The organism is Paenibacillus sp. SEL3 (assembly GCF_054602585.1).
Window position 1 is genome coordinate 3,224,511 of record NZ_CM137725.1, and the last position, 22,905, is coordinate 3,247,415.

At 48.4% G+C, this 22,905-nt stretch carries 21 protein-coding genes; 20 read left to right on the top strand and 1 reads right to left on the bottom strand.

What is annotated here, in order from left to right; all coding sequences use genetic code 11:
* Positions 1 to 306: 306 nt before the first annotated feature.
* Both glmU and ACYCS5_RS14960 read left to right on the top strand, forming a co-directional pair.
* On the top strand, positions 307 to 1,704 hold the full coding sequence (glmU, locus tag ACYCS5_RS14955; RefSeq protein ID WP_165150744.1) for a bifunctional UDP-N-acetylglucosamine diphosphorylase/glucosamine-1-phosphate N-acetyltransferase GlmU: 1,398 nt from the start codon (positions 307 to 309) through the stop codon (positions 1,702 to 1,704).
* A 59-nt stretch (positions 1,705 to 1,763) separates the two neighbouring features.
* The gene (locus ACYCS5_RS14960) at positions 1,764 to 2,717 is read left to right on the top strand and encodes a ribose-phosphate diphosphokinase (protein ID WP_013308125.1); all 954 of its coding nucleotides are present in this window, start codon (positions 1,764 to 1,766) and stop codon (positions 2,715 to 2,717) included.
* 67 nt (positions 2,718 to 2,784) lie between these two features.
* Here the strand turns inward: ACYCS5_RS14960 and ACYCS5_RS14965 are convergent, their stop codons facing one another.
* The gene (locus tag ACYCS5_RS14965) at positions 2,785 to 2,985 is read right to left on the bottom strand and encodes a hypothetical protein (protein WP_029519375.1); all 201 of its coding nucleotides are present in this window, start codon (positions 2,983 to 2,985) and stop codon (positions 2,785 to 2,787) included.
* Positions 2,986 to 3,181: 196 nt separating this feature from the next.
* On the opposite strand from ACYCS5_RS14965, the gene pth reads away from it, so the two are divergent.
* From pth to hpt, 18 genes are all read left to right on the top strand, one after another.
* A complete protein-coding gene (gene pth / locus ACYCS5_RS14970; RefSeq protein WP_029519374.1) occupies positions 3,182 to 3,742 on the top strand; it encodes an aminoacyl-tRNA hydrolase in 561 nt (186 codons plus the stop codon).
* An 86-nt stretch (positions 3,743 to 3,828) separates the two neighbouring features.
* On the top strand, positions 3,829 to 4,059 hold the full coding sequence (locus tag ACYCS5_RS14975) for an anti-sigma-F factor Fin family protein (protein ID WP_007428020.1): 231 nt from the start codon (positions 3,829 to 3,831) through the stop codon (positions 4,057 to 4,059).
* A gap of 134 nt (positions 4,060 to 4,193) precedes the next feature.
* Positions 4,194 to 7,721: a transcription-repair coupling factor gene (gene mfd, locus ACYCS5_RS14980; RefSeq protein WP_342425484.1), complete on the top strand. Its 3,528-nt coding sequence runs from the start codon at positions 4,194 to 4,196 to the stop codon at positions 7,719 to 7,721.
* Entirely contained in the window at positions 7,705 to 8,823 is a 1,119-nt protein-coding gene (locus tag ACYCS5_RS14985) for a peptidylprolyl isomerase (RefSeq protein WP_165150738.1), read from the top strand. Before mfd ends, ACYCS5_RS14985 begins: the two co-directional genes overlap by 17 nt.
* Positions 8,824 to 8,990: 167 nt before the next feature.
* The gene (gene spoVT / locus ACYCS5_RS14990) at positions 8,991 to 9,533 is read left to right on the top strand and encodes a stage V sporulation protein T (protein ID WP_029519371.1); all 543 of its coding nucleotides are present in this window, start codon (positions 8,991 to 8,993) and stop codon (positions 9,531 to 9,533) included.
* 141 nt (positions 9,534 to 9,674) lie between these two features.
* Positions 9,675 to 11,333 carry a putative polysaccharide biosynthesis protein gene (locus ACYCS5_RS14995; RefSeq protein ID WP_459761282.1) on the top strand — a complete coding sequence of 553 codons (1,659 nt, stop codon included), beginning with the start codon at positions 9,675 to 9,677 and terminating at the stop codon, positions 11,331 to 11,333.
* Positions 11,334 to 11,489: 156 nt separating this feature from the next.
* The gene (yabN, locus tag ACYCS5_RS15000) at positions 11,490 to 12,989 is read left to right on the top strand and encodes a bifunctional methyltransferase/pyrophosphohydrolase YabN (RefSeq protein WP_209950316.1); all 1,500 of its coding nucleotides are present in this window, start codon (positions 11,490 to 11,492) and stop codon (positions 12,987 to 12,989) included.
* A gap of 333 nt (positions 12,990 to 13,322) precedes the next feature.
* Positions 13,323 to 13,595: an HU family DNA-binding protein gene (locus tag ACYCS5_RS15005; RefSeq protein ID WP_007428028.1), complete on the top strand. Its 273-nt coding sequence runs from the start codon at positions 13,323 to 13,325 to the stop codon at positions 13,593 to 13,595.
* Positions 13,595 to 13,873 (top strand): RNA-binding S4 domain-containing protein, encoded by a 279-nt coding sequence (locus tag ACYCS5_RS15010; protein WP_016818913.1) that lies wholly within the window; start codon positions 13,595 to 13,597, stop codon positions 13,871 to 13,873. Before ACYCS5_RS15005 ends, ACYCS5_RS15010 begins: the two co-directional genes overlap by 1 nt.
* A gap of 178 nt (positions 13,874 to 14,051) precedes the next feature.
* The gene (gene yabP, locus ACYCS5_RS15015) at positions 14,052 to 14,336 is read left to right on the top strand and encodes a sporulation protein YabP (protein ID WP_025721693.1); all 285 of its coding nucleotides are present in this window, start codon (positions 14,052 to 14,054) and stop codon (positions 14,334 to 14,336) included.
* Entirely contained in the window at positions 14,333 to 14,911 is a 579-nt protein-coding gene (yabQ, locus tag ACYCS5_RS15020; RefSeq protein WP_029514620.1) for a spore cortex biosynthesis protein YabQ, read from the top strand. The genes yabP and yabQ overlap by 4 nt, the downstream gene beginning before the upstream one ends.
* A gap of 4 nt (positions 14,912 to 14,915) precedes the next feature.
* Positions 14,916 to 15,245, top strand: coding sequence for an FtsB family cell division protein (locus tag ACYCS5_RS15025; RefSeq protein ID WP_029514621.1), 330 nt, complete (start codon positions 14,916 to 14,918; stop codon positions 15,243 to 15,245).
* A 123-nt stretch (positions 15,246 to 15,368) separates the two neighbouring features.
* A complete protein-coding gene (locus tag ACYCS5_RS15030; RefSeq protein WP_014279051.1) occupies positions 15,369 to 15,893 on the top strand; it encodes a S1 domain-containing RNA-binding protein in 525 nt (174 codons plus the stop codon).
* A 506-nt stretch (positions 15,894 to 16,399) separates the two neighbouring features.
* The gene (spoIIE, locus tag ACYCS5_RS15035; protein WP_459761283.1) at positions 16,400 to 18,907 is read left to right on the top strand and encodes a stage II sporulation protein E; all 2,508 of its coding nucleotides are present in this window, start codon (positions 16,400 to 16,402) and stop codon (positions 18,905 to 18,907) included.
* A gap of 127 nt (positions 18,908 to 19,034) precedes the next feature.
* Positions 19,035 to 19,784 carry a vWA domain-containing protein gene (locus ACYCS5_RS15040; RefSeq protein ID WP_029514624.1) on the top strand — a complete coding sequence of 250 codons (750 nt, stop codon included), beginning with the start codon at positions 19,035 to 19,037 and terminating at the stop codon, positions 19,782 to 19,784.
* Positions 19,768 to 20,706 (top strand): protein kinase domain-containing protein, encoded by a 939-nt coding sequence (locus ACYCS5_RS15045; protein WP_023986445.1) that lies wholly within the window; start codon positions 19,768 to 19,770, stop codon positions 20,704 to 20,706. The genes ACYCS5_RS15040 and ACYCS5_RS15045 overlap by 17 nt, the downstream gene beginning before the upstream one ends.
* Positions 20,707 to 20,772: 66 nt before the next feature.
* Positions 20,773 to 22,221, top strand: coding sequence for a tRNA lysidine(34) synthetase TilS (gene tilS / locus ACYCS5_RS15050; RefSeq protein WP_069011235.1), 1,449 nt, complete (start codon positions 20,773 to 20,775; stop codon positions 22,219 to 22,221).
* Between the two features lie 47 nt (positions 22,222 to 22,268).
* On the top strand, positions 22,269 to 22,808 hold the full coding sequence (gene hpt, locus ACYCS5_RS15055) for a hypoxanthine phosphoribosyltransferase (protein WP_023986447.1): 540 nt from the start codon (positions 22,269 to 22,271) through the stop codon (positions 22,806 to 22,808).
* Positions 22,809 to 22,905 lie beyond the last annotated feature (97 nt).

The following is a 22,905-nucleotide window of genomic DNA, read 5'->3' on the forward strand; positions in this document are numbered from 1 at the left end:
GCCACTAACTGTGGCTCTCTTTTCTTTTTGTCTGGAATGAGATATATTCTTTAGTGAGTTAACAGTCAGTTTTAAGGCAACTTGGAGCCATCCGGGCTGCCGAAGCGGCTTTTTCATAAGACAGGGACTAGGCAGCGATGCGTCCCGGGGATGAATGTCCAGCACAAGCTGGCCTGAAAAAATAGCCATTAGCCAAAGGTTCGCCGTTATTTTTCAGGAGGATTGTGAAAAGTTAAGCAAAATCTGATCTGGGAATTAACGTTTTAGCCAAGGGGTAACTGTTATTTTCAGGATAGGAGGTTGGACTTGTTGGAAAGGTTGGCAGTCATTCTTGCCGCAGGGCAGGGAAAACGTATGAAATCCAAATTATATAAAGTTCTGCATCCGGTGTGCGGAAAACCGATGGTTGGGCATGTGCTCGACACGGTTCGTGAAATCGGTGTGTCCCGAAGTGTAGTCGTCGTGGGTCATGGAGCAGAGGCGGTACAGTCTTATTTGGGACCGTCGGCAGAATATGCGCTTCAGGCAGAGCAGTTGGGAACGGGCCATGCTGTTAAGCAAGCCAAGGACTTGCTCGGTCAGGAAAAAGGTACAACCATTGTCATTTGTGGGGATACTCCTTTGATCACAGCGGAGACGCTGGAAGGCTTGGTGCAATTGCACGAGAGCCGTGGGGCAGCTGCGACGATTTTGACCGCTGAGTTGGACGACCCGAAAGGATATGGACGAGTTATCCGTGATGCTTCCGGGGCCGTGCTCAAGATCGTGGAACAGAAAGATTGTTCACCTGAGGAAGATGCTGTCCGGGAGATCAATACGGGAACGTACTGCTTTGACAATGCCAAGCTGTTTGCAGCGCTGGACAAGGTAACGAACACCAATGCACAGCAGGAATATTATCTGACAGATGTCATTGGTATTTTGCATGGTGAAGGTGAACAGGTTGAGGCGTATTTGACAGATGATGTGTCTGAATCCATCGGTGTTAACGACAGAGTCGCTTTGTCGGTAGCTGAGGGCTATATGCGTGAGCGCATCGTTCGCAAGCATATGCTAAATGGTGTCACTGTCATTGATCCGTCTTCTACCTATATCGGGAGCGAGGTTGTTATTGGTTCCGATACGGTACTGTACCCGAACACATGGCTGCATGGTCAAACACAAATCGGAGAAGATTGTGTGATTGGTCCGCAGGCTGAGATTCAGAATACGATTATCCATTCAGGCGCAACGGTAAAACATTCGGTGTTGAACGAAGCGGAAGTGGGAAGCAGTACATCTGTGGGGCCGTTTGCTTATCTGCGTCCAGGCGCGAAGCTTGGCGAACATGTGAAAATTGGTGACTTTGTTGAGGTGAAAAATGCGACCATTGGAGATCATTCCAAGGTGTCTCATTTGAGCTATGTCGGTGATGCCAAGGTGGGTACAAATGTAAATATTGGCTGCGGGGCAATAACGGTCAATTATGATGGATATAATAAATCCATTACAGAAATTGAAGACGATGCCTTTATTGGTAGCAACGTGAATCTGATCGCCCCGATTAAGATTGGAAAAGGTGCTTATGTTGTAGCAGGCTCCACTGTAACACATGCTGTCCCTGATAACGATCTGGCTATTGCCAGACCACGTCAAGAGAACAAAGTCGGATATGCGGACAAAATCCGCGCACGTGCCAAAGCGAAGAAGAAAAGATCGGAATGACCTTAATCAGCAAGCTGTTGAATCTGTAATGAATGAACCAGCACGGAGGGTTTCTATTAATGACTTATTGCGATTCCAAACTCAAAATATTTACTTGTAACTCCAATCCGAAGTTAGCCCACCAGATTGCGGACTACATCGGCATCCCAATGGGGGAATCCCATACCACATCGTTTAGTGACGGTGAAATCCAGGTTAAGCTGTCGGAAAGCGTACGCGGCTGCCATGTGTATATTGTGCAGTCAACTTGTCTGCCGGTTAACGACAACTTGATGGAGTTATTGGTTATGATTGATGCACTTAAACGCGCTTCTGCCAAAAGTATCAATGTCGTTATGCCATATTACGGTTACGCTCGTCAGGATCGTAAAGCTCGTTCACGCGATCCGATTACAGCGAAACTTGTCGCTAACTTGATTGAAAAGGCGGGGGCTCACCGCGTAATCAGTATGGATTTGCATGCGATGCAGATTCAGGGATTCTTTGATATTCCAGTGGATCATATGCTGGGAGCACCAATTCTGGCCCAATATTTCCGTTCCAAGCAAATTGAGAACCCGATTGTCGTTTCACCCGATCATGGCGGGGTTGTTCGTGCGCGCAAGCTGGCGGACTTCCTGAGTGCGCCGCTCGCTATTATTGATAAGCGTCGTCCAGAGCCAAATGTCAGTGAAGTGATGAACATCATCGGGAACATTGAGGGTAAAACGGCTATTTTAATTGATGATATCATTGATACAGCCGGAACGATTGTATTAGGTGCAAATGCGCTTAAAGAAGGCGGCGTAAAAGATGTGTATGCGTGTTGTACACATGCCGTATTGTCTGGTCCTGCGATGGAAAGACTGGAGAATTCGCCATTAAAAGAGGTGGTTGTGACGGATACGATCCCGATCGTTCACCCGAATCCGACAAGCAAGCTGAAGGTATTGTCTGTGGCTCCATTAATGGGAGAAGCTATCATCCGTGTGCATGAAGAATTGTCGATCAGCAAACTGTTTGAAATCGAATAAGCGCTGGCTCATTAAAAAGGGGTTACCTTTTCCATGTGGAAAAGGTAACCCCTATCAGCATGTCAGGCTAAAAGCCTGGGCGAGATATGAATGTGAAACGTTGACGATTGTATAGTGTGTCCTCTATTTCGACGAAATGCTCATTAAAACGCGCAACGATGCCAATCTGGATATGTACATTCCCGTCATAAACCTGGACAGGAACGGAATGTTTTAAATGATATAGAAAATGGCTGTCATATAAGAGGATATCACCTTGATTGAGCATACCGGCACGCACCTTCCTATTCATAACAGGATTTTGCAAAATTCGATTCCAGTCGCTCCAAAGTGCAATATATAGACGAACTAGACCATTTCGATCTATATATTGTTCATTGAAAGTCGCTTATTAGATTTTTGCAAAATCCTCAATACAACTATTTTACCAAAAAATCCAGACTGTGAAAGAGGGTGTCAAGGTTATGAAGTGGATTGTAGGATTGGGCAACCCCGGTCCCCAATACGAGAAAACGAGACATAATGTCGGATTTATGGCATTGGATGCTCTTGCCTCGCGTCATAACATCCAGATTAACCAAAGCAAATGCAAGGCGTTGATTGGAGAGGGCCACATTGGTGGCGTGAAAACTGTACTGATTAAGCCAATGACCTATATGAATCTATCAGGCGAGTCTCTACGTGCTTATATGGACTATTATAAGGCCGATATGGAAGATCTGGTTGTCGTGTACGATGACCTGGATACAGAAGTCGGTAAAATAAGATTGCGTTATCAAGGTAGCGCAGGCGGCCATAACGGCATTAAATCGATCATTCAACATACCGGCACGCAGTCCTTCAATCGGATTCGCATGGGCATTTCCCGCCCGGAGCCTGGACATGCTATTGTCGATTATGTTCTAGGTACCTTTCCAAAGAAGGAAAAAGAATTGCTGGCCGGAATGATCGAGGACACGTGCAACGCCTTAGAATACAGCTTGAGTCATCCGTTTGAACGGACGATGGCTGAATTCAACAAGTAAGTTTAGACGTAGGCAGACGGGCTTAAATGGAAGATTGTTGGACATACTGAAAGGTATAGAAAACTTTCAGGAGGCATATACATTACATGGTTGTTAATTATGTATGCAGACATTGTCGAACTTTCTTGGGACGAATTGATTCCGCGGCAATAACCGAAGAAAGGTTAGGCTTCCATTCCTTGACCCCTGCCGAACGTAGAGATATAATAGCGTATAATTCGGGCGGTGAAGTGACCGTCAAAGTCATTTGCGAGCATTGCAGTCAGGCACTGGAGAATAATCCAGAGCTGAGTCTGCTCGTTAATCCGCTCCAATAACAGGTATTCAACTGGTCCGATGTACCAGCTTGAGAGGTGAAGCGGCAATTCCGCTTATGGAGCCTTGGCAGCATTGCTGAGGCTTCTTTTTCGGTTTACATGTAACTATTTATAAGCATAAAGGGGTGCCTTTTTTGTTACAAGCACTTATTCAGGCTTTTACGAAGGATGCTGATTATGCATCCATTGCAGCAGGCATATCATCAGGGATGAAGGAACAACTGATATCAGGTTTATCAGGCTCTTCCCGACAGGTACTGATGGCCGCGCTTGCCGAAGATACCGGACGACCGTTAATGGTCATGACGCACAATATGTTTGCCGCTCAAAAAATAGCAGATGACTTACAGGAAGCGCTTTCCCCTGATCAGGTTTTATTGTATCCTGCCAATGAGCTGGTAGCTGCTGAAGCAGCCATATCCAGTCCAGAGACCTTATCCCAACGAATTGATGTATTGATACGCTGCGCCCAGGGTTTTCGTGGGATTGTTGTCGTGCCGTTTTCTGGTGTTCGACGTTTATTGCCAATGGCGGAAACATGGCGTGAGGCTCGTATTGAGCTGAAAGAAGGCGAAACAATTCAGCTGGAAGTGTTTTTGCTACATATGGTCGAGATGGGATACCAGCGTGTAGAGCGTGTGGAATCACGTGGAGAGATGAGCGTACGTGGAGGAATTATTGATTTTTATCCAATGACAACCCGTTGGGGCTATCGTGTGGAGCTGTTTGACGATGAAATTGATTCGATCCGTAAGTTTGATCCGCAAGATCAGCGCTCGGTGGAAAAGGTTCAGGCCGTTACTGTAACGCCGTGTAAGGAAGTTATTGCGAATAACCAGCGTATGGATCAGGCGGCAGATGCCGCTGCTATTTTGTTGGAGGAGCAGCTGGGCAAAATGACGGATCGTCAAGCTAAGCAGCATCTGAAAGAAGAGATCCATCGTGAAATTGAGTTGCTGCGAGAGCATGTGTATTTTGACGAAATCTATAAATATATCTCCCTGCTGTATCCTGAACGTAAAACCCTGGCAGATTATATGCCGGAAGATACGATTCTGATTATTGACGAACCGGCGCGTATGCTGGAAACAGCCAAGCAACTGGAACGGGATGAGTCAGAATGGAATCTGCATTTGCTTCAAAACGGTAAAACGTTACCGCAGCTAGAACTGTCAGACGACGCGGACAATCTGCTGTACAACCGGAGATTTCAGACGTTGTTCCTGTCGATTTTCCTCCGTCAGGTTCCTCATACCCAGCCGCAAAATATTTTGAACTTCATCTGCCGAGGCATGCAGGATTTCCATGGCCAAATGAATGTGCTCAAGGCGGAGATGGATCGTTGGCGCAAAGCTGGCACACAGGTTATGATGCTGGCGAGTGGAGATGAACGTCTGGACCGGATGCGCCGAGTGCTTGAGGATTATGGTATTGATGAGCCGACGATGGCTATCGGCAATCTGCAAAGCGGTTTTGAAATGCCATCTATTCACCTGGCGGTCATTACCGAGGGTGAAATGTTTTCTCAGAAGCAGCGGAAAGCTCGTAAGCAGGGCCGCCATGTGGACAATGCAGAACGAATTAAGAGCTATAGCGAGCTGAAGGTGGGCGACTACGTCGTACACCAAAATCACGGGATCGGGAAGTACATGGGGATCGGCACGCTGGAGGTTGGCGGTATCCATAAGGATTACATGCATGTCCTCTACGCGGGTGGAGATAAGCTGTCAGTGCCGATTGAACAAATTGATTTGATTCAGAAATATGTTGGCTCAGAGGACAAGGAACCCAAGATTTATAAACTGGGTGGCAATGAGTGGACACGGGTTAAAAGTAAGGTGCGCAGCTCGGTTCAGGATATTGCGGATGACTTGATCAAGCTATATGCAGAACGACAGTCGGCACCAGGGTTTGCTTTTGAAAAGGATTCACCGGAGCAACAAGAGTTTGAGGATATGTTCCCGTATGATGAGACACGTGACCAGATTCGGGCCATCGAAGAGATTAAGAAGGACATGGAGCAGAGCCGCCCGATGGATCGTTTGCTATGCGGTGATGTAGGTTACGGCAAAACTGAAGTTGCGATTCGTGCTGCTTTTAAGTCTGCTATTGAAGGCAAACAAGTAGCGGTGCTGGTACCGACGACGATTTTGGCACAGCAACACTATGAGACGTTCCGTGAACGTTTTTCAGGGTATCCGTTCAATATTCAGGTATTGAGCCGTTTCCGCTCGCGCAAAGAGCAGAATGAAACGATTAAAGGGGTCCGGCAAGGCACGGTCGATATTGTCATTGGTACCCATCGTCTGTTGTCGCAGGATCTGGTGTTTAAGGATTTGGGAATGCTGATTGTCGATGAAGAACAGCGATTCGGCGTAACCCACAAGGAAAAGCTGAAGAAGCTGAAAACGAACGTAGATGTGCTGACGTTAACGGCAACACCTATTCCGCGTACGTTGCATATGTCCATGCTGGGTGTACGTGACTTGTCAGTCATTGAGACGCCACCGGAAAACCGTTTTCCAGTGCAAACGTATGTGGTTGAGCATAGCCAGACTCTAGTCCGTGAGGCCATTGAACGCGAGATGGCACGCGGAGGGCAGGTGTACTATCTGTATAATCGTGTGCAGGGTATTCAGGAGATGGCTGCAGAGATCAATGCGCTCGTACCGGAGGCCAAGGTGGGCGTGGGTCATGGACAAATGTCCGAAACCGAACTGGAGAAAACTATTTTGGATTTCCTGGATGGCGAATATGATGTGCTGGTCAGCACCAGCATTATTGAAACTGGCGTGGATATTCCCAATGTGAATACACTCATTGTGCATGATGCCGATAAAATGGGGCTTTCCCAGCTTTATCAGCTGCGTGGGCGTGTAGGTCGTTCCAATCGGATTGCCTATGCTTATTTCACGTACCAGCGGGATAAGGTGCTCACGGAAGTGGCGGAGAAGCGCCTTCAGTCGATTAAAGAATTTACGGAGCTGGGCTCCGGCTTCAAGATTGCAATGCGCGATTTGTCCATCCGCGGCGCGGGTAACTTGCTTGGCGCTGAGCAGCATGGATTCATCGCATCCGTCGGCTTTGATCTTTACTCGCAGATGCTGGCTGAGGAAATTAATAAACGTAAAGTCAGCGTACTTGGAGAAGAGGATCAGTCCAATCGGAATTGGAGTACGTCGATTGATTTAGGCGTCGATGCTTACCTGCCGGGTGACTATATTTATGACAGCATCCAGAAAATTGAGATTTATAAAAAGGTTGCAGCGGTCAGTACCTTTGACGAGGCTTCTGAACTGGAGGATGAACTGGTCGACCGATTTGGCGATCTGCCAGAGGCTGTGCGTCATTTGCTAGCCGTGGCCCGTCTCAAGGTATATGGACGCATGTATGGCATCGAGTCCATGGTACAACGGGATGACAATATCGTGTTGAAATTCCATGAAGGGCGCCAGCAGGCGGTACAGACCGCCAAACTTGCCGAGATTGGCAATCGCTTTGAAAGACGTGTACAATTTGAACAGGGCACTTCTATGAGCGCACGCATAAAGGGTAAAGGTCTAAGTGATCCACAGTTGTTAGAACTGCTGGAACAATTTTTGAGTGCATTGAAAGAAGCATTCACATTGAAGGAGGAACTGCAAAATGCCACAACTAAATAAAAGAAAACCTTGGAGAATGCTCTCCTTGGGAATGGCAGCGCTGCTAGCTATATCCGTTCTGGCAGCATGTACGAAGCAAGCGGATGAGAACAAGGTCAAGGATGAACCGAAGGACAACAGCAAGGTTGTCGTGACCTATAAGGGTGGAACGATTACCGAAAATGAGTTCAACCAAGAAATCAGCATGATGAAATTCCTGTACCCAGAGTATGAGGCTGCGTTAGCTTCGGATCAGGTACGAGAGCAAATTGTAAAGCAGGAAGTGGTGTACAAGCTTCTGGCGGCTAAAGCGGACGACAAAGCCAAGGAGCAGGGTGCCAAAGAAGGGAACGAACAACTAGAGCAGTATAAAAAGTCAGTCGGAGAAGATAAGTTCAAGACATTTCTGAGTGATAAAAAACTGACCGAACAAGGTGTGAAAGATTACTTCACGCGTGTAATGACGGTAATCAACAGCGAAACTAACAAAGTAACAGATGATCAGCTAAAACAGGAATTTGAGAAAAATAAAGATCAATTCACGACAGCAACCGTGCGTCATGTATTGATTAACTTCCAAGATCCTAAAACAAAGAAAGAGCGCAAAAAAGAGGATGCCCTCAAGCTGGCGAAAGAAGTGAAGGCGAAGCTGGACGGAGGAGCGGATTTTGCGACGATTGCCAAGAAATTCTCAGAAGACCCAGGTTCTGCGTCTAACGGAGGTCTGTATGAGAATGCATCTGTAGCGCAATGGGTACCTGCCTTTAAAGAGGCCGCTGAGACCCAACCGATTAACAAAATCGGTGAGCCGGTGGAAACGGAATACGGATATCACGTGATCAAAGTGGAGTCCCGCAATGAGCCAACGTTTGATAAATTGAAAGACAACGAAAAGGCTGCCCTGAAGAATAAATTGGCCGGGGAAAGTATCCAAAACTTTACCGAAAATGATTTGACGAAACTTGATTTGAAAATCAATCTGCCGAAGGTACCAGCTACGCAAGAGAAAAGCGGTGCAACTTCTGGTGCCGGTAGCACAACTACACCGGGCGCAACAACAAACGGTACGGGCGATGCCAAGGCAGGAACAGCCAAAGATGGAGCTACAAACGAAGGTAAATAACTGAACATGCATAAGGAATTGGGAACAGATGAATACTATGGTCAGATATCACCATAAACACCATGACCGTGACGTTCTTCGTGACCGCTTCTGGGGGAGTGGAAGCGTCTTTCGATACCGTCAGTAGTTTACTAAATTCTTCTTGAGAAAGTGGGGCAACATGTGAAATGAAAGCTACTGGTATAGTTCGCCGTATTGATGACCTTGGGCGGGTAGTTATTCCAAAGGAAATTCGCCGCACCTTGAGAATTCGTGAAGGAGATCCGCTTGAGATTTTTGTGGATCGTGACGGAGAAGTCATTTTGAAAAAGTATTCACCTATTGGTGAACTTGGTGATTTCGCCAAAGAATATGCTGAGTCCCTGTTTGAAAGCACGGGCCATATTACAATGATTACCGATCGGGACACCATTATTACGGTGGCTGGAGGCTCTAAAAAAGAGTTTCTGGACAAGCCAATCGGTAGCATTATCGAAGGTAGTATGGATAATCGCAAAACTGTGCTGGAGACAGCCAGCGGCTCTTATGAGCTAACGCGAGACCACGAAGAAACACTCTCGTCCTTTGTGGCGGCTCCCATTGTTTCCGGTGGTGATCCCATTGGTTCCGTTGTATTGTTGAACAAGGACGAAAATGTAAAAATGTCCGAAATGGAGGTCAAAATGGCTGAAACAGCCGCTGGCTTCCTGGGCAAACAAATGGAACAGTAACATCCCGTTTCACCCCTGTATGACGTACAGAATGGCGAAAGCCGTCCTACGTTGCACAGGGTTTTTTTTCTTTCCGTGAGAAGAGGCGGTATAATAGGACTCGGGTAAGATGCATATTTCAGGTGGGAGTGGAGACGGAGAATGCAGGAAAATCGCGCCGCTTCGCGGCTGCTACGAGGTGCTGTCATTTTGACACTGGCAGCGGTAGCGAGCAAGCTGATCGGCACAGTGCAAAAAATCCCGCTGCAGAATATCGGCGGCGACGGCGTGTTTGGCATTTATAATACGGTTTATCCTTTTTATACGCTGTTCATTACCATTGCAGCTGCTGGATTTCCGGCTGCAATATCCAAATTTGTAGCTGAGTTTGAGGCAGTGGGAAACCGAGCAGCGGGGCAACGTGTTGCTCGGTTATCTTCGCTTGTCTTGGGTGTCTTCGGGTTAATCCTGGGCGTGCTGATGTATACGTGTGCGCCGCTCATGGGTCAATGGATCGACAATGCTCACGTCATTCCGTCGGTGAGGGCGGCGGCGTTTGCCTTTTTGTTCGTGCCGGTTATGGCGGGACTGAGAGGATATTTTCAAGGTTTGCAAAATATGCTTCCGACTGCTGTTTCCCAAGTGACGGAGCAGGCGATAAGGGTAAGCGTGATGATTATACTGTTGCTGCTCATGCTGTCACAAGGAGCGGGAGCAGATATGATTGCTGCCGGAGCCGTGTTTGGTTCAGCAGCAGGTGGAGCAGCGGGCTTGGTCGTCATGTTGCTATATTGGCGAAATCACAGGAAGAGGCTTAGAAGGCAAGGGACGGTCATGGCGACAGTGCAAGCACAAGCTGGAGAGCTACACCCAGCGGAAAGCAATGGTGCCTTGTTAAAGGCGATACTGCGTTATGCCCTGCCTGTTTGCCTTGGAGCGCTAGCCGTTCCGTTAATTAGCCTGGTAGACACATTTACTGTACCTCGCTTGTTAAAGCAGGAGGGATTGGACGATACTGCGGTTATGGTGGCCTTTGGCGTGTATAACCGAGGTCTGCCGCTGGTACAGCTAGTCATGATGTTTGCCACCACCCTGTCGGCATTATTCATTCCATCGCTGGCTGAGGCCCGGGTAACCGGCGGTACGGAACTGGCACGTCGCCAGTGCGAGCAATCGCTGCGCTGGTTTTGGCTACTGGGACTGGCCGCTTCGACAGGCTTGATCGTGCTGGCTGTGCCCGTCAATGTGATGCTGTATGCGGACGACACCGGCAGCGGGGTCATGCGCTGGATGGCGCTAACCGCCGTAGGCGGCACGCTCAGCATTATCTCGGCTGCGCTGCTGCAAGGGCTTGGCGCGGTTCGCGCGCCGGCTCTGGCGATGCTCGCGGCCGCAGCAGCCAAGGCGCTGCTAAACTGGCTACTCGTGCCGCATCTAGGCACGGCTGGAGCCGCCATTGCGGGGGCTGTCGCCTATCTGCTAGCGGCGGTGATCAACATCGTGCTGCTGGCCCGCTTGGTAGGCCTGCGCGCGAGCTGGTCCGCCAGCGTGCTCAAGCCGGCGGTGCTGCTTATCGCCCTGGCTGGTGCGGCCGGGGCAGCGATGTGGGGCACCAGCGCTGTGCTGGGTGCCTTGGGGTGGGCTGCCGAAGGTCGTGCCACGGCAGCCGTGGAGAGCCTGCTGGGTGTAGCCGCAGGCGCCGTTGTGTTCGTGATCGGCCTCGCACGCTTGAGGCTGATCACGGAAGCCGAGCTTGTGGCGGTGCCCAAGCTCGGACGCCCGCTGGCAGCCGTGCTGCGCAGGCTACGTGTACTGGCTTAGCCAGGCATACGGCTTACGGCGTGAATCGGCACAGCCATTTTATGAGCCTATACCACTTTGTGGTATAGTAATGCCAAAGCAAAGGAAGCGGAGGCGGGGTTAGGCCGTGTATTTTTTCGAGCATGAGCCTTGTTTCTGCGAAACGGAGGATGGGATATGAGCGTAACATTAACGGTCGTAGGTTTGGGCTCGGGGGATCCGGATCAGCTTACGATAGGGATATTGAACAAAATGCGAGGCGCTTCAGCGCTGTATCTGCGGACCAAGGAGCATCCTGCGGTTCAAGTGCTGAATGAGTTTGAGGTGGCTTTTGAGTCGTTTGACGAGGTATATGAGACAAAAGAGTCTTTCCCAGAGGTATACGAGGAAATTACCAGCCAATTGATTACGACGGCTGCTAAGGCGGCAGACGGAAGCGAAATCGTCTATGCGGTTCCTGGTCACCCTATGGTGGCAGAAGCAGCGGTGCAGTTGCTTAAGGAGCGTTGTCCTGCGCAAGGGATTGAACTGAATATTCTGGGCGGCGAAAGTTTCCTGGATGAAGCTTTTGTGCGTCTTGGTTTTGATCCGATTGAGGGTTTTCAGCTGCTGGACGCAGGAACACTGGATGCCAGCTGGCTCCAGCCTCAGCTGCATACGCTGATCGGACAGGTGTATGACACCTTTACGGCTTCTGATGTGAAGCTGTGCCTGATGGAGCGGTATCCTGACGATTATGAGGTATATGTCGGTCACGCTCTTGGGGTAGAAGGGGAGGAAGCGGTGCACAAGGTACCGCTGTACGAGCTGGATCGAGTAGAGGGCTACGGGAACCTATCCTTGGTATACGTACCTCGCAGTGAAGATGAAGCGCTGAAACGGCGTTCTTTTGACCGTTTACACGAGATTGTCGATATTTTGCGCAGCCCGGAAGGCTGTCCTTGGGATCGTGAACAGACACATCAGTCGATTCGCAAAAATCTGATCGAAGAAACGTATGAAGTCATCGAAACGATAGATGAGGACGACCCTGAGCATATGAAGGAAGAGCTGGGCGATCTGTTGTTGCAAATTTTGCTGCATGCCCAAATGGAAGAGGAAGTCGGAACCTTCAATGTGTATGATGTTATCCAGGGGCTGAATGATAAGCTTATTTTCCGTCATCCACATGTATTTGGTGACAATCAAGCGAATGATGCGGAAGAAGCGCTGCAAAACTGGGAGCAGATGAAGGCTGAGGAAAAACGGCTTAAAGGCACGACGGCGGCATACCCTTCTGTACTGGACGGGGTTCCGCGAGATCTGCCTGCTCTTATGAAATCGTACAAGCTCCAGAAGAAAGCAGCTAAAGTGGGCTTTAACTGGGATAGCATTGAGGGCGTATTCGATAAATTGGACGAAGAAGTGGCTGAGCTGAAGGAAGCGGTTCGTGAAGGGCATGCTGCGGAAGCCCAGTTGCTGGAGTTAGGCGATGTGCTATTTGTTGCCGTGAATGCAGCCCGGTTTATGGGAGTAGACCCGGAAGAGGCATTGTCGGCTACCAATCGCAAATTTGTCGACCGTTTCCAGTATATTGAGCAGAAATTACGCGAGCAGGGGCGTCGTCCCGAAGAAAGCAGCGTAGATGAAATGGAGACTTACTGGCAGGAAGCGAAAAAGCTCCTTGGTAAAGCGTGATTCCACATATTCGCTTTTGGCTGCACAGAACAGTAAAATGAGACATATGCAGGGTTGAAAGAAGGCCCAGTTTGAGAGGACTTGCCAATGGGCAGAGTTTTGTAGTAGGATGTTGGCTTAACTGGGGTCGAATAAAAAAACGCCTGTCATTGCAGGATTTTTACGGACAAGCCAGAATAACTTGTAGTAATTCTGAAAATAACTGTAGCTTATAGTTAAGCGTGTTACAGTGACATTCAGAAGGGCTTCGGCCACAGTTGGACCTCACGTCTGCTCCATCAATGGACATGTAGCGTGATGATTATTTTTTGACATTTGGGAGGCTTTTATCTTATGAACAAGACAGATCTGATCAACAATATTTCCAGCAAAAGCGGTTTGAGCAAACGTGACGTTGAAGCTGTATTGAATGGCGTTCTTGGTGAAATTACAGATGCACTCGCTAGCGGTGACAAAGTGCAACTGATCGGCTTTGGTACTTTCGAAACACGCAAGCGTTCCAGCCGTACAGGCCGCAATCCACAAACCGGTAACACGATTGAAATTCCAGAATCGACCGTTCCTGCTTTTAAAGCCGGTAATAAGCTTAAAGAAGCCGTTAACTAATGCGTCTTGATAAATTCTTGAAAGTCTCGCGGCTGATTAAGCGGCGTACGGTAGCCAAGGACGTCTCCGAACAAGGGAGAGTGCTGGTGAACGGACGCGAAGCCAAGCCGAGCAGTGCGGTCAAAGTAGGCGATGAAATTACCGTCCAGTTTGGCCAGAAGCTGGTGACCGTGCGAGTGGAACGGCTCGCCGACACTACACGCAAGGACGAGGCTGCAAGTATGTACACGTTGGTAAAGGAAGAGCCTATTGCCAGGGACAATGGTTTAAACTGGTAAGCAGACATCTGACTTTCTCACAACTGTACATGAAAGCATTCCTTCATTATTTTATGAAGGAATGCTTTTTTTCTTTAGATGACGAGTTTTCGTCCATCATATGCTGATTAACAGCAAAAGCGGTTCTAAATCATACGGCCCCCTTCATAAGCTAAGAACAGAAGGAGGGGTACATGCCATGATTGAACAAGGGAAGTCGAAGCACCATGATCTGCGCATGCAAAGCCGCAAGCAACTCGATATTTCAGGCGTCAGCAATGTGGAGAGCTTTGACAGTGAAGAATTTTTGCTTCAGACCGAGCTGGGCCATCTCACCATTCGCGGACAACATTTACATATCAAAAACCTCAGCCTAGAAGAGGGACTGTTGTCCATTGAAGGTCTGATTACTTCCCTCGTCTACCTGGAGCCCGGGGCCCCGGCTAAAAACGGAAAAAGCCTATTCGGCAAGATCTTCAAATGAACCCTTACACGCAATGGCTGACGTTAACGTGGATGCTGGTGTCGGGCATAGCCATGGGAGTGGTGTTTGACAGCTACCGGGTGCTGTCCATCCGCTTTCATTTTGCCCGCTGGAGCGTTCATATATTGGACGTGCTGTACTGGGTGGCCTCGGCTTTGTTTATTTTCCGTGTGCTATACGCGAGTAATCGCGGTGAGCTGCGGTTTTATGTCTTTTTAGGACTACTTTTGGGGGTTTGGCTCTATTTTTGGGCCTTTAGTGTTACAACCCAACGTTTTGTGGTAATGTTATTAGAGATAGTTCGCAGACTGACGTTGATCGTGAACAGCATACTGCGCATCCTGATTGTTCTTCCGGTGTTAGCGCTGTATCGGCTGTTACGCAAGCTAGTCGGATGGACATGGGCACTTATTGTGTTCCTGGGAAGGATGCTGATATACATCCTGATGCCGGTTTGGAAGCCGATCCTATGGCTGATCGGTCCACTTAAAGCGCGCTGGAGGACTCCAGAGTCGCTCGTAAAGCTGGGTATCAGACTGAAAAACACAGCGAAAAGATGGTTTGGAAGGAGGTAGTATCATGCGTAATTCGTCTGTAGATCGCCATTCATCTTCTACGTCCAAGTCCAACGCGGGCGGGCGCAGGCGAATCATGATTTGGTTGCTATCGCTTGCCGCCTTTGGTAGTTGGGCAATTTTTACCTTTTTTTCTCAAGGCATGATTATGGCCGATCGAAATGAACAGCTCATCCAGAAGGAAAAGCAGAAGCAAGCTGCTACACAAACGGAACAACAGCTTCAAACCGAAGTGAATCGTCTCAAGGACCCTGAGTACATTGGCGAGATTGCCAGAAGCAAGTACGGTCTTTACAAACCGGAAGAGACGCCAATCATCGGAGATCAGAAATAGGAACATTATCGGGCCAATGCTTAGTTGACCTTGGTTCCGCCATTTTGTATAATCAAATCACCACAGCGGGATTTTTTTGCAAAAAAATCGGTTGTATATTTTAAGGGAGGATCATTTTATTCTATGGCAATTGAAGTGGGCACCAAGTTAGAGGGCAAAGTGACAGGCATCACGCATTTTGGAGCATTTGTGGATTTGTCTGGAGGTGTCACGGGTCTCGTTCACATCTCGGAAATCGCCGATAACTATGTTAAGGATGTTAACGACCACCTGAAGATTAATGATGTCGTGACGGTGAAAGTCATTAATGTTGACAAAGATGGCAAAATCGGACTTTCCATTAAGCAAACGATTGACAAGCCGGCAAGTGAAGCCCGTCCCCCAAGAGCTCCAAGACCGGAGCGTACGGGAGGACCAGGCGGAGGCGACCGTTTCGGCGGTGGAGGTTCAGGTCCAAGTCAAGGACGCGGTGGTGGTGGCGGTGGTTTCAACCGCGATCGTGGAGGCCGTTCTTTCAAGCCTGCACCGGGTAAACCTTCATTTGAGGATAAAATGTCACGCTTCCTGAAAGATAGTGAGGAACGCATTTCGTCGCTGAAAAAGAACACCGAAGGTAAACGCGGAGGACGCGGCGCGAAGCGTGTTTAATTCACTTTGACAACCGTATCAACCATACACGGAAAACCGTACAGTCGAAAGACTGCTACGGTTTTTTTGCGTTCTACCGACAATAGATGCGACACGCAATGGCTGTGGGCGATAAATCCGGTTATCGTTATACATGCATTTTATGAGATTCGCAATTTTGATGAAGACGAGGAAAGCATTCGTGCTGGAAAGCGAATGTTTTTTTTGTCGTGAGGACATAATCGTCCGACAAACTCCAACGGTTTTCCGTCTATCTTCTGTGCAAATCGCTAGTCTTGGTCATAGTGATGGACGACATAGAGAGGTCAAGCAAGGAGTTAAGAGACACAACTTCCATCTGCTTCCATACGGGCGTGGCTTGATGTTCAAGGCGATGCTCTGTCCTTTCGCGCAGAACGTTTTTTTGTCGGAAATTTCTTGGAATAAGACGTGAGGTTCTGACAAACTTTCTCAATCATTCCGGTTTAAGATGGGAACATCAAATTGATGAATGGGGTGCCTGACGCATGATGGAGAAATGGAACGTGGTACATTTTCCGGGGTTAAAATCTAGAAAGTCCAAATCCAAAGAGCGTACGGAAGGTTGGTCTTCCAGACTCAGAAAACGGCTGGATTCACATAAAGTGGTGCAATGGGTAACAGCGCAAAGATGGATGCTGCTATTGTCGGCTATGGGAGTTCTACTGGGACGCGCCACTATTTTGGACGAGCTTTCTCCTTTTGCCCTCGCTTATTTTGCGGTCATAACGTTCCTTCGGCGTGACCTGATGCTGCCTGTAGCTGTATCCGTTGTGTTAGGCAGCCTGTTAGCTCCTTACCCATCGTTATTTATGATTGGTGGTGAGCTACTGGTATTTTATTTCCTGTATCGCGGGTTACGAACCTTCGATCGTCTGGAACTATCCTATGCTCCGCTTATGGTTTTCTTGTCTGTGTTTATGGTCAATTTATTTAACGCCGTGATGGCTCCAACTTTCACATGGTATGAACTTATCATTGTGGGAACGGATGCGGTTCTCAGCTTTATGCTTACGCTGGTATTTACACAGGCCATACCGTTGTTTACGTACCGCAAGAAGACAAGCCAGCTCAAAAATGAGGAAATTTTATGTCTTATTATATTATTAGCCTCTGTGATGACGGGAGCAGTAGGATGGACTGTTCATTCATTGTCTGTCGATCATGTATTGTCGCGATATTTGGTCTTGGTGTTTGCTTTGGTGGGAGGTGCTTCGCTGGGTGCATCGGTCGGTGTAATTACCGGTTTAATTTTAAGCTTGGCCAATATGTCTGCAATTGTGCAGATGAGTTTACTCGCTTTTGCAGGTTTGCTGGCAGGGATGCTGCGTGAAGGGAAAAAAGGTGCTGTTGCGCTTGGGATGCTGCTAGGCTCCTCCATTCTGACGATCTATTTGGATGGGACCGGGGACGTGCTGACGTCAACCTGGGAGAGCTGTGCGGCGATTCTATTATTTTTAATGACCCCAAAAAGTTTCTTTAAAGCGGTTTCTACCTATGTTCCCGGTACGCAGGACCATGCTAAATATCAGCATGAATATGCCAAAAGGGTTCGCGATCTCACCGCAGAGCGGGTAACGAAGTTTTCCCGTGTATTCAGTCAGTTATCCCGCAGCTTTCACCAGATATCTGCGAGTGAGAGTACGAAGTCGGACGGAGAAATCGAACATTTTATGAATGCGGTGGCCGAAGGGACATGTGCCTCCTGCTTCAAGTGTGAGCAGTGCTGGGACGGCAAGTTTATGCAAACCCATCAGTATATGACGGAAATGATGAGCGCCATTGAGGATAACCCGGATTTGGAGCCGGAGCAGATACCCCCGCAATGGAGCAAGGCATGTGCTAAAACGGGCGCTGTCCTGCAAGTGATGAAGCAGCAGTATAGCCTCTACCAACATAATATGCAATGGAAGCGCCAAGTATACGATAGTCGTCAGCTTGTTGCTGACCAGCTATCGGGTGTATCACAAATTATGGAGGATTTAGCGCGAGAAATTCAGCGGGAAGGGCAGACCATGCATCGGCAGGAGGAGCAAATACGAGAGGCTCTTGATAGACTGGGATTGTCCATCCAATCTATTGAGATTATTAACCTGGATGCAGGTCAGGTAGAAATAGAGATTGTCCATGCCTATACAAGGGGATTTGATGAATGTCGGAAAATCATTGCTCCACTGCTGTCGGACATACTGGACGAGCATATAGCTGTGATGCGCGAAACGGAGGCAGATCGCCGCCAAGGCTTAGCTACAGTCATGTTCGGCTCTGCTAAAACGTATGAGATTGCTACAGGGGTAGCTAGCGCCGCCAAAGGAGGCGATTTTTTCTCAGGAGACAGCTACAGCATGATGGAGCTAGGGAACGGGACTTTTGCAGTCTCGTTAAGCGATGGTATGGGGAACGGAGAGCGCGCGCAGCAAGAGAGCAGTGCAGCACTTAACATTTTAGAGGAATTACTGCAATCGGGTATGGACGAAAAATTGGCGATCAAGTCGGTTAACTCTGTCCTGATGCTGCGATCACCTGAGGAAATGTATGCTACGGTCGATATGGCGCTGATTGATCAGTATACGGCCCAGACAACCTTTATGAAAATTGGGTCTACGCCAAGCTTTATTAAAAGAGGAGAGGAGGTCATTCCCGTATCTGCCAGCAATTTGCCGATTGGCATTATACAGGATATTGAAATTGATTTGGTATCCCTGCAGCTCCAGCCGGGTGATATTCTCATTATGATTACAGACGGTATATACGACTCACCGGGTTACGCGGTTAATAAGGAAATATGGATGAAACGCATGATTCAGGAGATTGAAAGCGAAGATCCTCAGCAGTTGGCCGACTGTTTGCTAGAACGGGTTATTCGATACCAACAAAATCAAATCTATGACGATATGACAGTAGTCGTTAGTAAAATAGATCACTTCCGCCCAGAATGGGCAACTCTCCATGTACCTGGCATGAGGTGGTTGGAACGTCCACGGACGGTGAGCTAATCCGACATTGCCCGGGAAATTCCTTATTCGCTTTTTAAAAATCCGCATCCTTCGTTTGAATCGTTCCGGATTAGGCAAAGATAGAATCTATCGGAATAGATTAAGAGGAAGCGGAGGTCAAAAAACGATGAAGCAAATTTTGATCATAACAGACGGGTGCTCAAATGTAGGTGTTAGTCCAGTCATGGCGGCTGCCCAAGCTCTACGGGAAGGTATTACAGTGAATGTCGCCGGAGTCATAGATTATGGAACTATTGGCGAGCTTGGCAGCGCGGAGATTCAAGAAATTGCTAAAGCAGGGGGAGGGTTTAGCCAAATCGTTGGGACGAAGCAGTTGGCACAGACCATGCAGATGATGACGCGCAAAACGGTGGTTCAAACCATTCAGCAGGCGGTTAATAGAGAGTTAACGCACATTTTGGGCGAGGGTGGCGCCAAACATATCGGTGAACTTCCTCCGGCAAAACGAGCCCAAGTAGTTGAGGTGATGGACGAGCTGACAGAAACAAGCACCCTGGAGATTGCCTTGCTCATTGATGCAAGTGCGAGCATGAAGCCCAAGCTGCCTGCTGTAGAGGACAGCATTCGCGATTTGCTGCTCAGCTTGCAGTCGAGAAGCGGACACAGCCGTCTATCGGTATTTCATTTCCCAGGCGGCAAAATGGGAGAAGACGCAGTCATGGATATCGGTTGGACCTCTGAGCTTAACCAGATCAAATCGATATTTGGACGCTTGCGGATGAAAGGGGCGACGCCGACAGGTCCTGCCATTTTACAAGTGATTGATTATTACCGATATGTTACACTAGGAGAACAGAAAGATCTGGAAGAATCCTATGGCAAAGGAGAAGGGATGCTCGGTGACTACGTCGTCTGATCCCGTTCTTGCACCCGGAACGGTCATCAAGGGCAAGTGGAAGCGGAGCAGCTATGTCATCCAGCGCTTGCTGGGCCGGGGAGCGAACGGAACTGTATATTTGGTAAAAGAAGCACAGGCCGATCGGCAATTTGCTCTGAAAATGGGGAAGAACACGCTTGATCTGCAATCGGAGATTAATGTGCTGACCACATTGCAGTCTCAGGGCACTCAGGCCGCCCTCCAGCGAAATGGAAATCCTTCCTTTTTGTTTGAGGTGGATGATGTAGTGTTACGCAGCGGAGAGATACCCTTTTATGTTATGCGGTACGTTAAGGGTGATCCACTTCATCGCTTTGTGGCAGCCAAAGGGCCGGAATGGTATGGCGTGGCTGGAACCGGTATACTGAATCGTCTGGCGGATCTCCATCAGGCAGGGTGGGTGTTTGGCGACCTGAAGCCGCAGAATATTTTGGTCAATGCCTATGGAGAGGCTGAATTAATTGACTACGGTGGGGTGTCTCTTGCTGGCCGGAGTGTTAAACAATTTACAGAATGGTATGACAGGGGATTTTGGAATGCTGGCAGCCGAAATGCCGATTCCCAGTATGACCTGTTTGCCTTCGCTCTTCTAACGATTCATATATTGGAGAGCGAATCGTTAAAGGCGGCTGCCAGCAGGCTGCCACAGTTGCGTAATACGGCAGAATTGACGGTCATCATTCGCCGCAGCCGTGTATTACGCCCCTATGCCGAATGGCTACTGGGTGCAGTGCGTGGAGAATATTCCGATACTCGTGCAGCGGCCCGATCTTGGTCACGTTTGGCTTCCGCACATGTCAGGCAATCGTCGGTCAAAAGAGGGAATCCACGCTGGCTGGGATATGCTTTCACGGTATCGCTTTTGCTGCTTGCCGGAGCGCTCTGGATTGCGTTAAGGTAGCAGCATGACTTACATAAGATAACAGATGATCATCATTTTTACGGTCGGAAGAAAAGAGGGTCGGGAATGGGAACAACAAAACCGACCGGTGTTGTACAGGAAGTGCTCGCTTTGGCGCGAGATCATTCACTGTGGAGCCCCGGAGACCGCATTGTGGTTGCTGTATCCGGTGGGCCGGATTCGGTGGCCCTTTTGCACATTTTACATGAAATATCCGTTATACATATGCCTTTACAACTCGTCTGCGCTCACGTTCATCATGGATTCAGACCAGAGGAATCGGATGCGGAGGCTGAAGTGGTACGCAATATTGCCCGAAAGCTTGAACTTCCATTTGAAATGACTCGGGTCGATGTACCCGCTTATATGAAGGAGAGTGGTAAGGGACCACAGGAAGCAGCACGCGAGCTGCGCTACAGCTTTTTACATGATATGGCTACAAAGTGGGAAGCACAGCATATTGCAATGGCTCACCATGGCGACGATCAAGCCGAAACGGTTCTCTTGCACTTGCTGCGTGGTAGCGGCCCAGCAGGTTTGGCGGGTATGCGTTTGGCACGCAATGAAAAAAATGTGCAACTCATTCGCCCGCTGCTACGTATGTACAAGGCTGACCTGATTGAGTTTTGTAACTTGTATGGTCTTTCCTACGTGATAGACAGCACTAATTTATCGTCCAAATACCGCCGTAACGCCATCCGCATGGATGTGCTTCCTTTTTTGGGGCAATATAATGAGCGACTGACACCATCTCTGAACCGGCTGGCCGAAACGATGGCTGACGAAAATGACTTTATGGAGGCATCTACGCTGTCAGTATACGAGAAAATGGTGAGCTTGGATAATGGCAGGTACATGTTTCCCATCGCTTCATACCGTAAGCTACCCGTTGCTTTACAACGGAGGTTGATTAAACTAATATTAAATTATCTGCCTTCGGACAGTGAAAATTTTGATTTTCGTAAAATTGAGACCGTTCGACTAAGACTTCTCCAAGAGGCATCTTCTACATGGAGTTTGGATTTGGGAGGCGGTGCGGTTGGAGTCCGGGAATATGACCAAGCGGTTTTGTTTGACCGTACGCAAGTCGTTATGGGCGAATGGTGCTATGGACTAAGTGTATTGCCTATTTCCGGTGAGCTAGAGTTGCCTGAGGCAGGTGGTATACTTCGGTGGCGAAGGGCTTCCTATTTGGATGGGGATCATCCGGCCAATAAGGAGGAAGCGTGGTTCGACGCAGATCAATTGAGTCTGCCTTTGACTGTACGCTCGCGATTACCTGGAGATACCATGTATGTAATGGGATTAAACGGAAGAAAAAAGGTTAAAGATATTTTTATTAATGAAAAAATACCTCCTTCAATGCGTTCCGTTATTCCCATCGTCTGCGACCACTCTGGAGCTATTCTCTGGATTCCGGGCGTACGACGTTCTGTACATGCCGCGGTGCAAGAGCACACGTCTTCGGTTATATATATGTCATGGCAAAGACGAGAGAGTCCGGGGCACCGGTAATTGCACAGGAACGGCTTTCATAGTATAAACTTAGGAGGTTTACACCGTTGCAAAATGATATTCAGGAAATATTGATCAGCGAAGAAGAAATTCAGAGTAAAATTAAGGAATTGGGTGCACAGCTCAGCGTAAAATATGAAGGGAAAAATCCATTGGTGATTTGCGTACTGAAAGGTGCGTTTATCTTTATGGCTGATTTGGTTAAATCCATTACAGTGCCATTGGAGCTTGATTTCATGGCTGTATCAAGTTATGGAGCGTCCACAAAATCCTCAGGTATCATCAAAATCATTAAGGATTTGGACGCATCTGTGGAAGGACGCGACGTTCTGATTGTCGAAGATATTATCGACAGCGGCCTGACGCTGACACATTTGATTGAACTGCTCAAGAATCGTAATGCCAATTCGGTATGTGTCGTAACCTTGTTCGACAAGCCTGCACGCCGGACGGTTAATCTTGAAGCAGATTATACTGGATTTACGCTTCCAGATGCGTTTGTTGTCGGCTATGGTCTGGACTATGCCGAGCACTACCGGAACCTCCCATACATAGGGATTTTGAAGCCGGAAATCTATACCAGCTAATCTCAGCCTCCAGTCCTAGGACTAAATAAGGCCCTTTGTTGAGAAGGACTTACAGGCTATGGTAAAATAACTTAAGTGTCTCGAGAGGAGGTAGGGG

Bases quoted from the DNA above. Each gene is read 5' to 3' on its own strand.
- yabP (WP_025721693.1), top strand. From the start codon at position 14,052: ATGATTGAACAAGGGAAGTCGAAGCACCATGATCTGCGCATGCAAAGC.
- spoVT (WP_029519371.1), top strand. From the start codon at position 8,991: ATGAAAGCTACTGGTATAGTTCGCCGTATTGATGACCTTGGGCGGGTA.
- ACYCS5_RS15040 (WP_029514624.1), top strand. From the start codon at position 19,035: ATGAAGCAAATTTTGATCATAACAGACGGGTGCTCAAATGTAGGTGTT.
- ACYCS5_RS14985 (WP_165150738.1), top strand. From the start codon at position 7,705: ATGCCACAACTAAATAAAAGAAAACCTTGGAGAATGCTCTCCTTGGGA.
- ACYCS5_RS14965 (WP_029519375.1), bottom strand. From the start codon at position 2,985: ATGCTCAATCAAGGTGATATCCTCTTATATGACAGCCATTTTCTATAT.
- ACYCS5_RS15010 (WP_016818913.1), top strand. From the start codon at position 13,595: ATGCGTCTTGATAAATTCTTGAAAGTCTCGCGGCTGATTAAGCGGCGT.
- yabQ (WP_029514620.1), top strand. From the start codon at position 14,333: ATGAACCCTTACACGCAATGGCTGACGTTAACGTGGATGCTGGTGTCG.
- ACYCS5_RS14995 (WP_459761282.1), top strand. From the start codon at position 9,675: ATGCAGGAAAATCGCGCCGCTTCGCGGCTGCTACGAGGTGCTGTCATT.
- spoIIE (WP_459761283.1), top strand. From the start codon at position 16,400: ATGATGGAGAAATGGAACGTGGTACATTTTCCGGGGTTAAAATCTAGA.
- ACYCS5_RS15025 (WP_029514621.1), top strand. From the start codon at position 14,916: ATGCGTAATTCGTCTGTAGATCGCCATTCATCTTCTACGTCCAAGTCC.
- ACYCS5_RS14975 (WP_007428020.1), top strand. From the start codon at position 3,829: ATGGTTGTTAATTATGTATGCAGACATTGTCGAACTTTCTTGGGACGA.
- ACYCS5_RS14960 (WP_013308125.1), top strand. From the start codon at position 1,764: ATGACTTATTGCGATTCCAAACTCAAAATATTTACTTGTAACTCCAAT.
- yabN (WP_209950316.1), top strand. From the start codon at position 11,490: ATGAGCGTAACATTAACGGTCGTAGGTTTGGGCTCGGGGGATCCGGAT.
- tilS (WP_069011235.1), top strand. From the start codon at position 20,773: ATGGGAACAACAAAACCGACCGGTGTTGTACAGGAAGTGCTCGCTTTG.
- ACYCS5_RS15005 (WP_007428028.1), top strand. From the start codon at position 13,323: ATGAACAAGACAGATCTGATCAACAATATTTCCAGCAAAAGCGGTTTG.
- ACYCS5_RS15030 (WP_014279051.1), top strand. From the start codon at position 15,369: ATGGCAATTGAAGTGGGCACCAAGTTAGAGGGCAAAGTGACAGGCATC.
- pth (WP_029519374.1), top strand. From the start codon at position 3,182: ATGAAGTGGATTGTAGGATTGGGCAACCCCGGTCCCCAATACGAGAAA.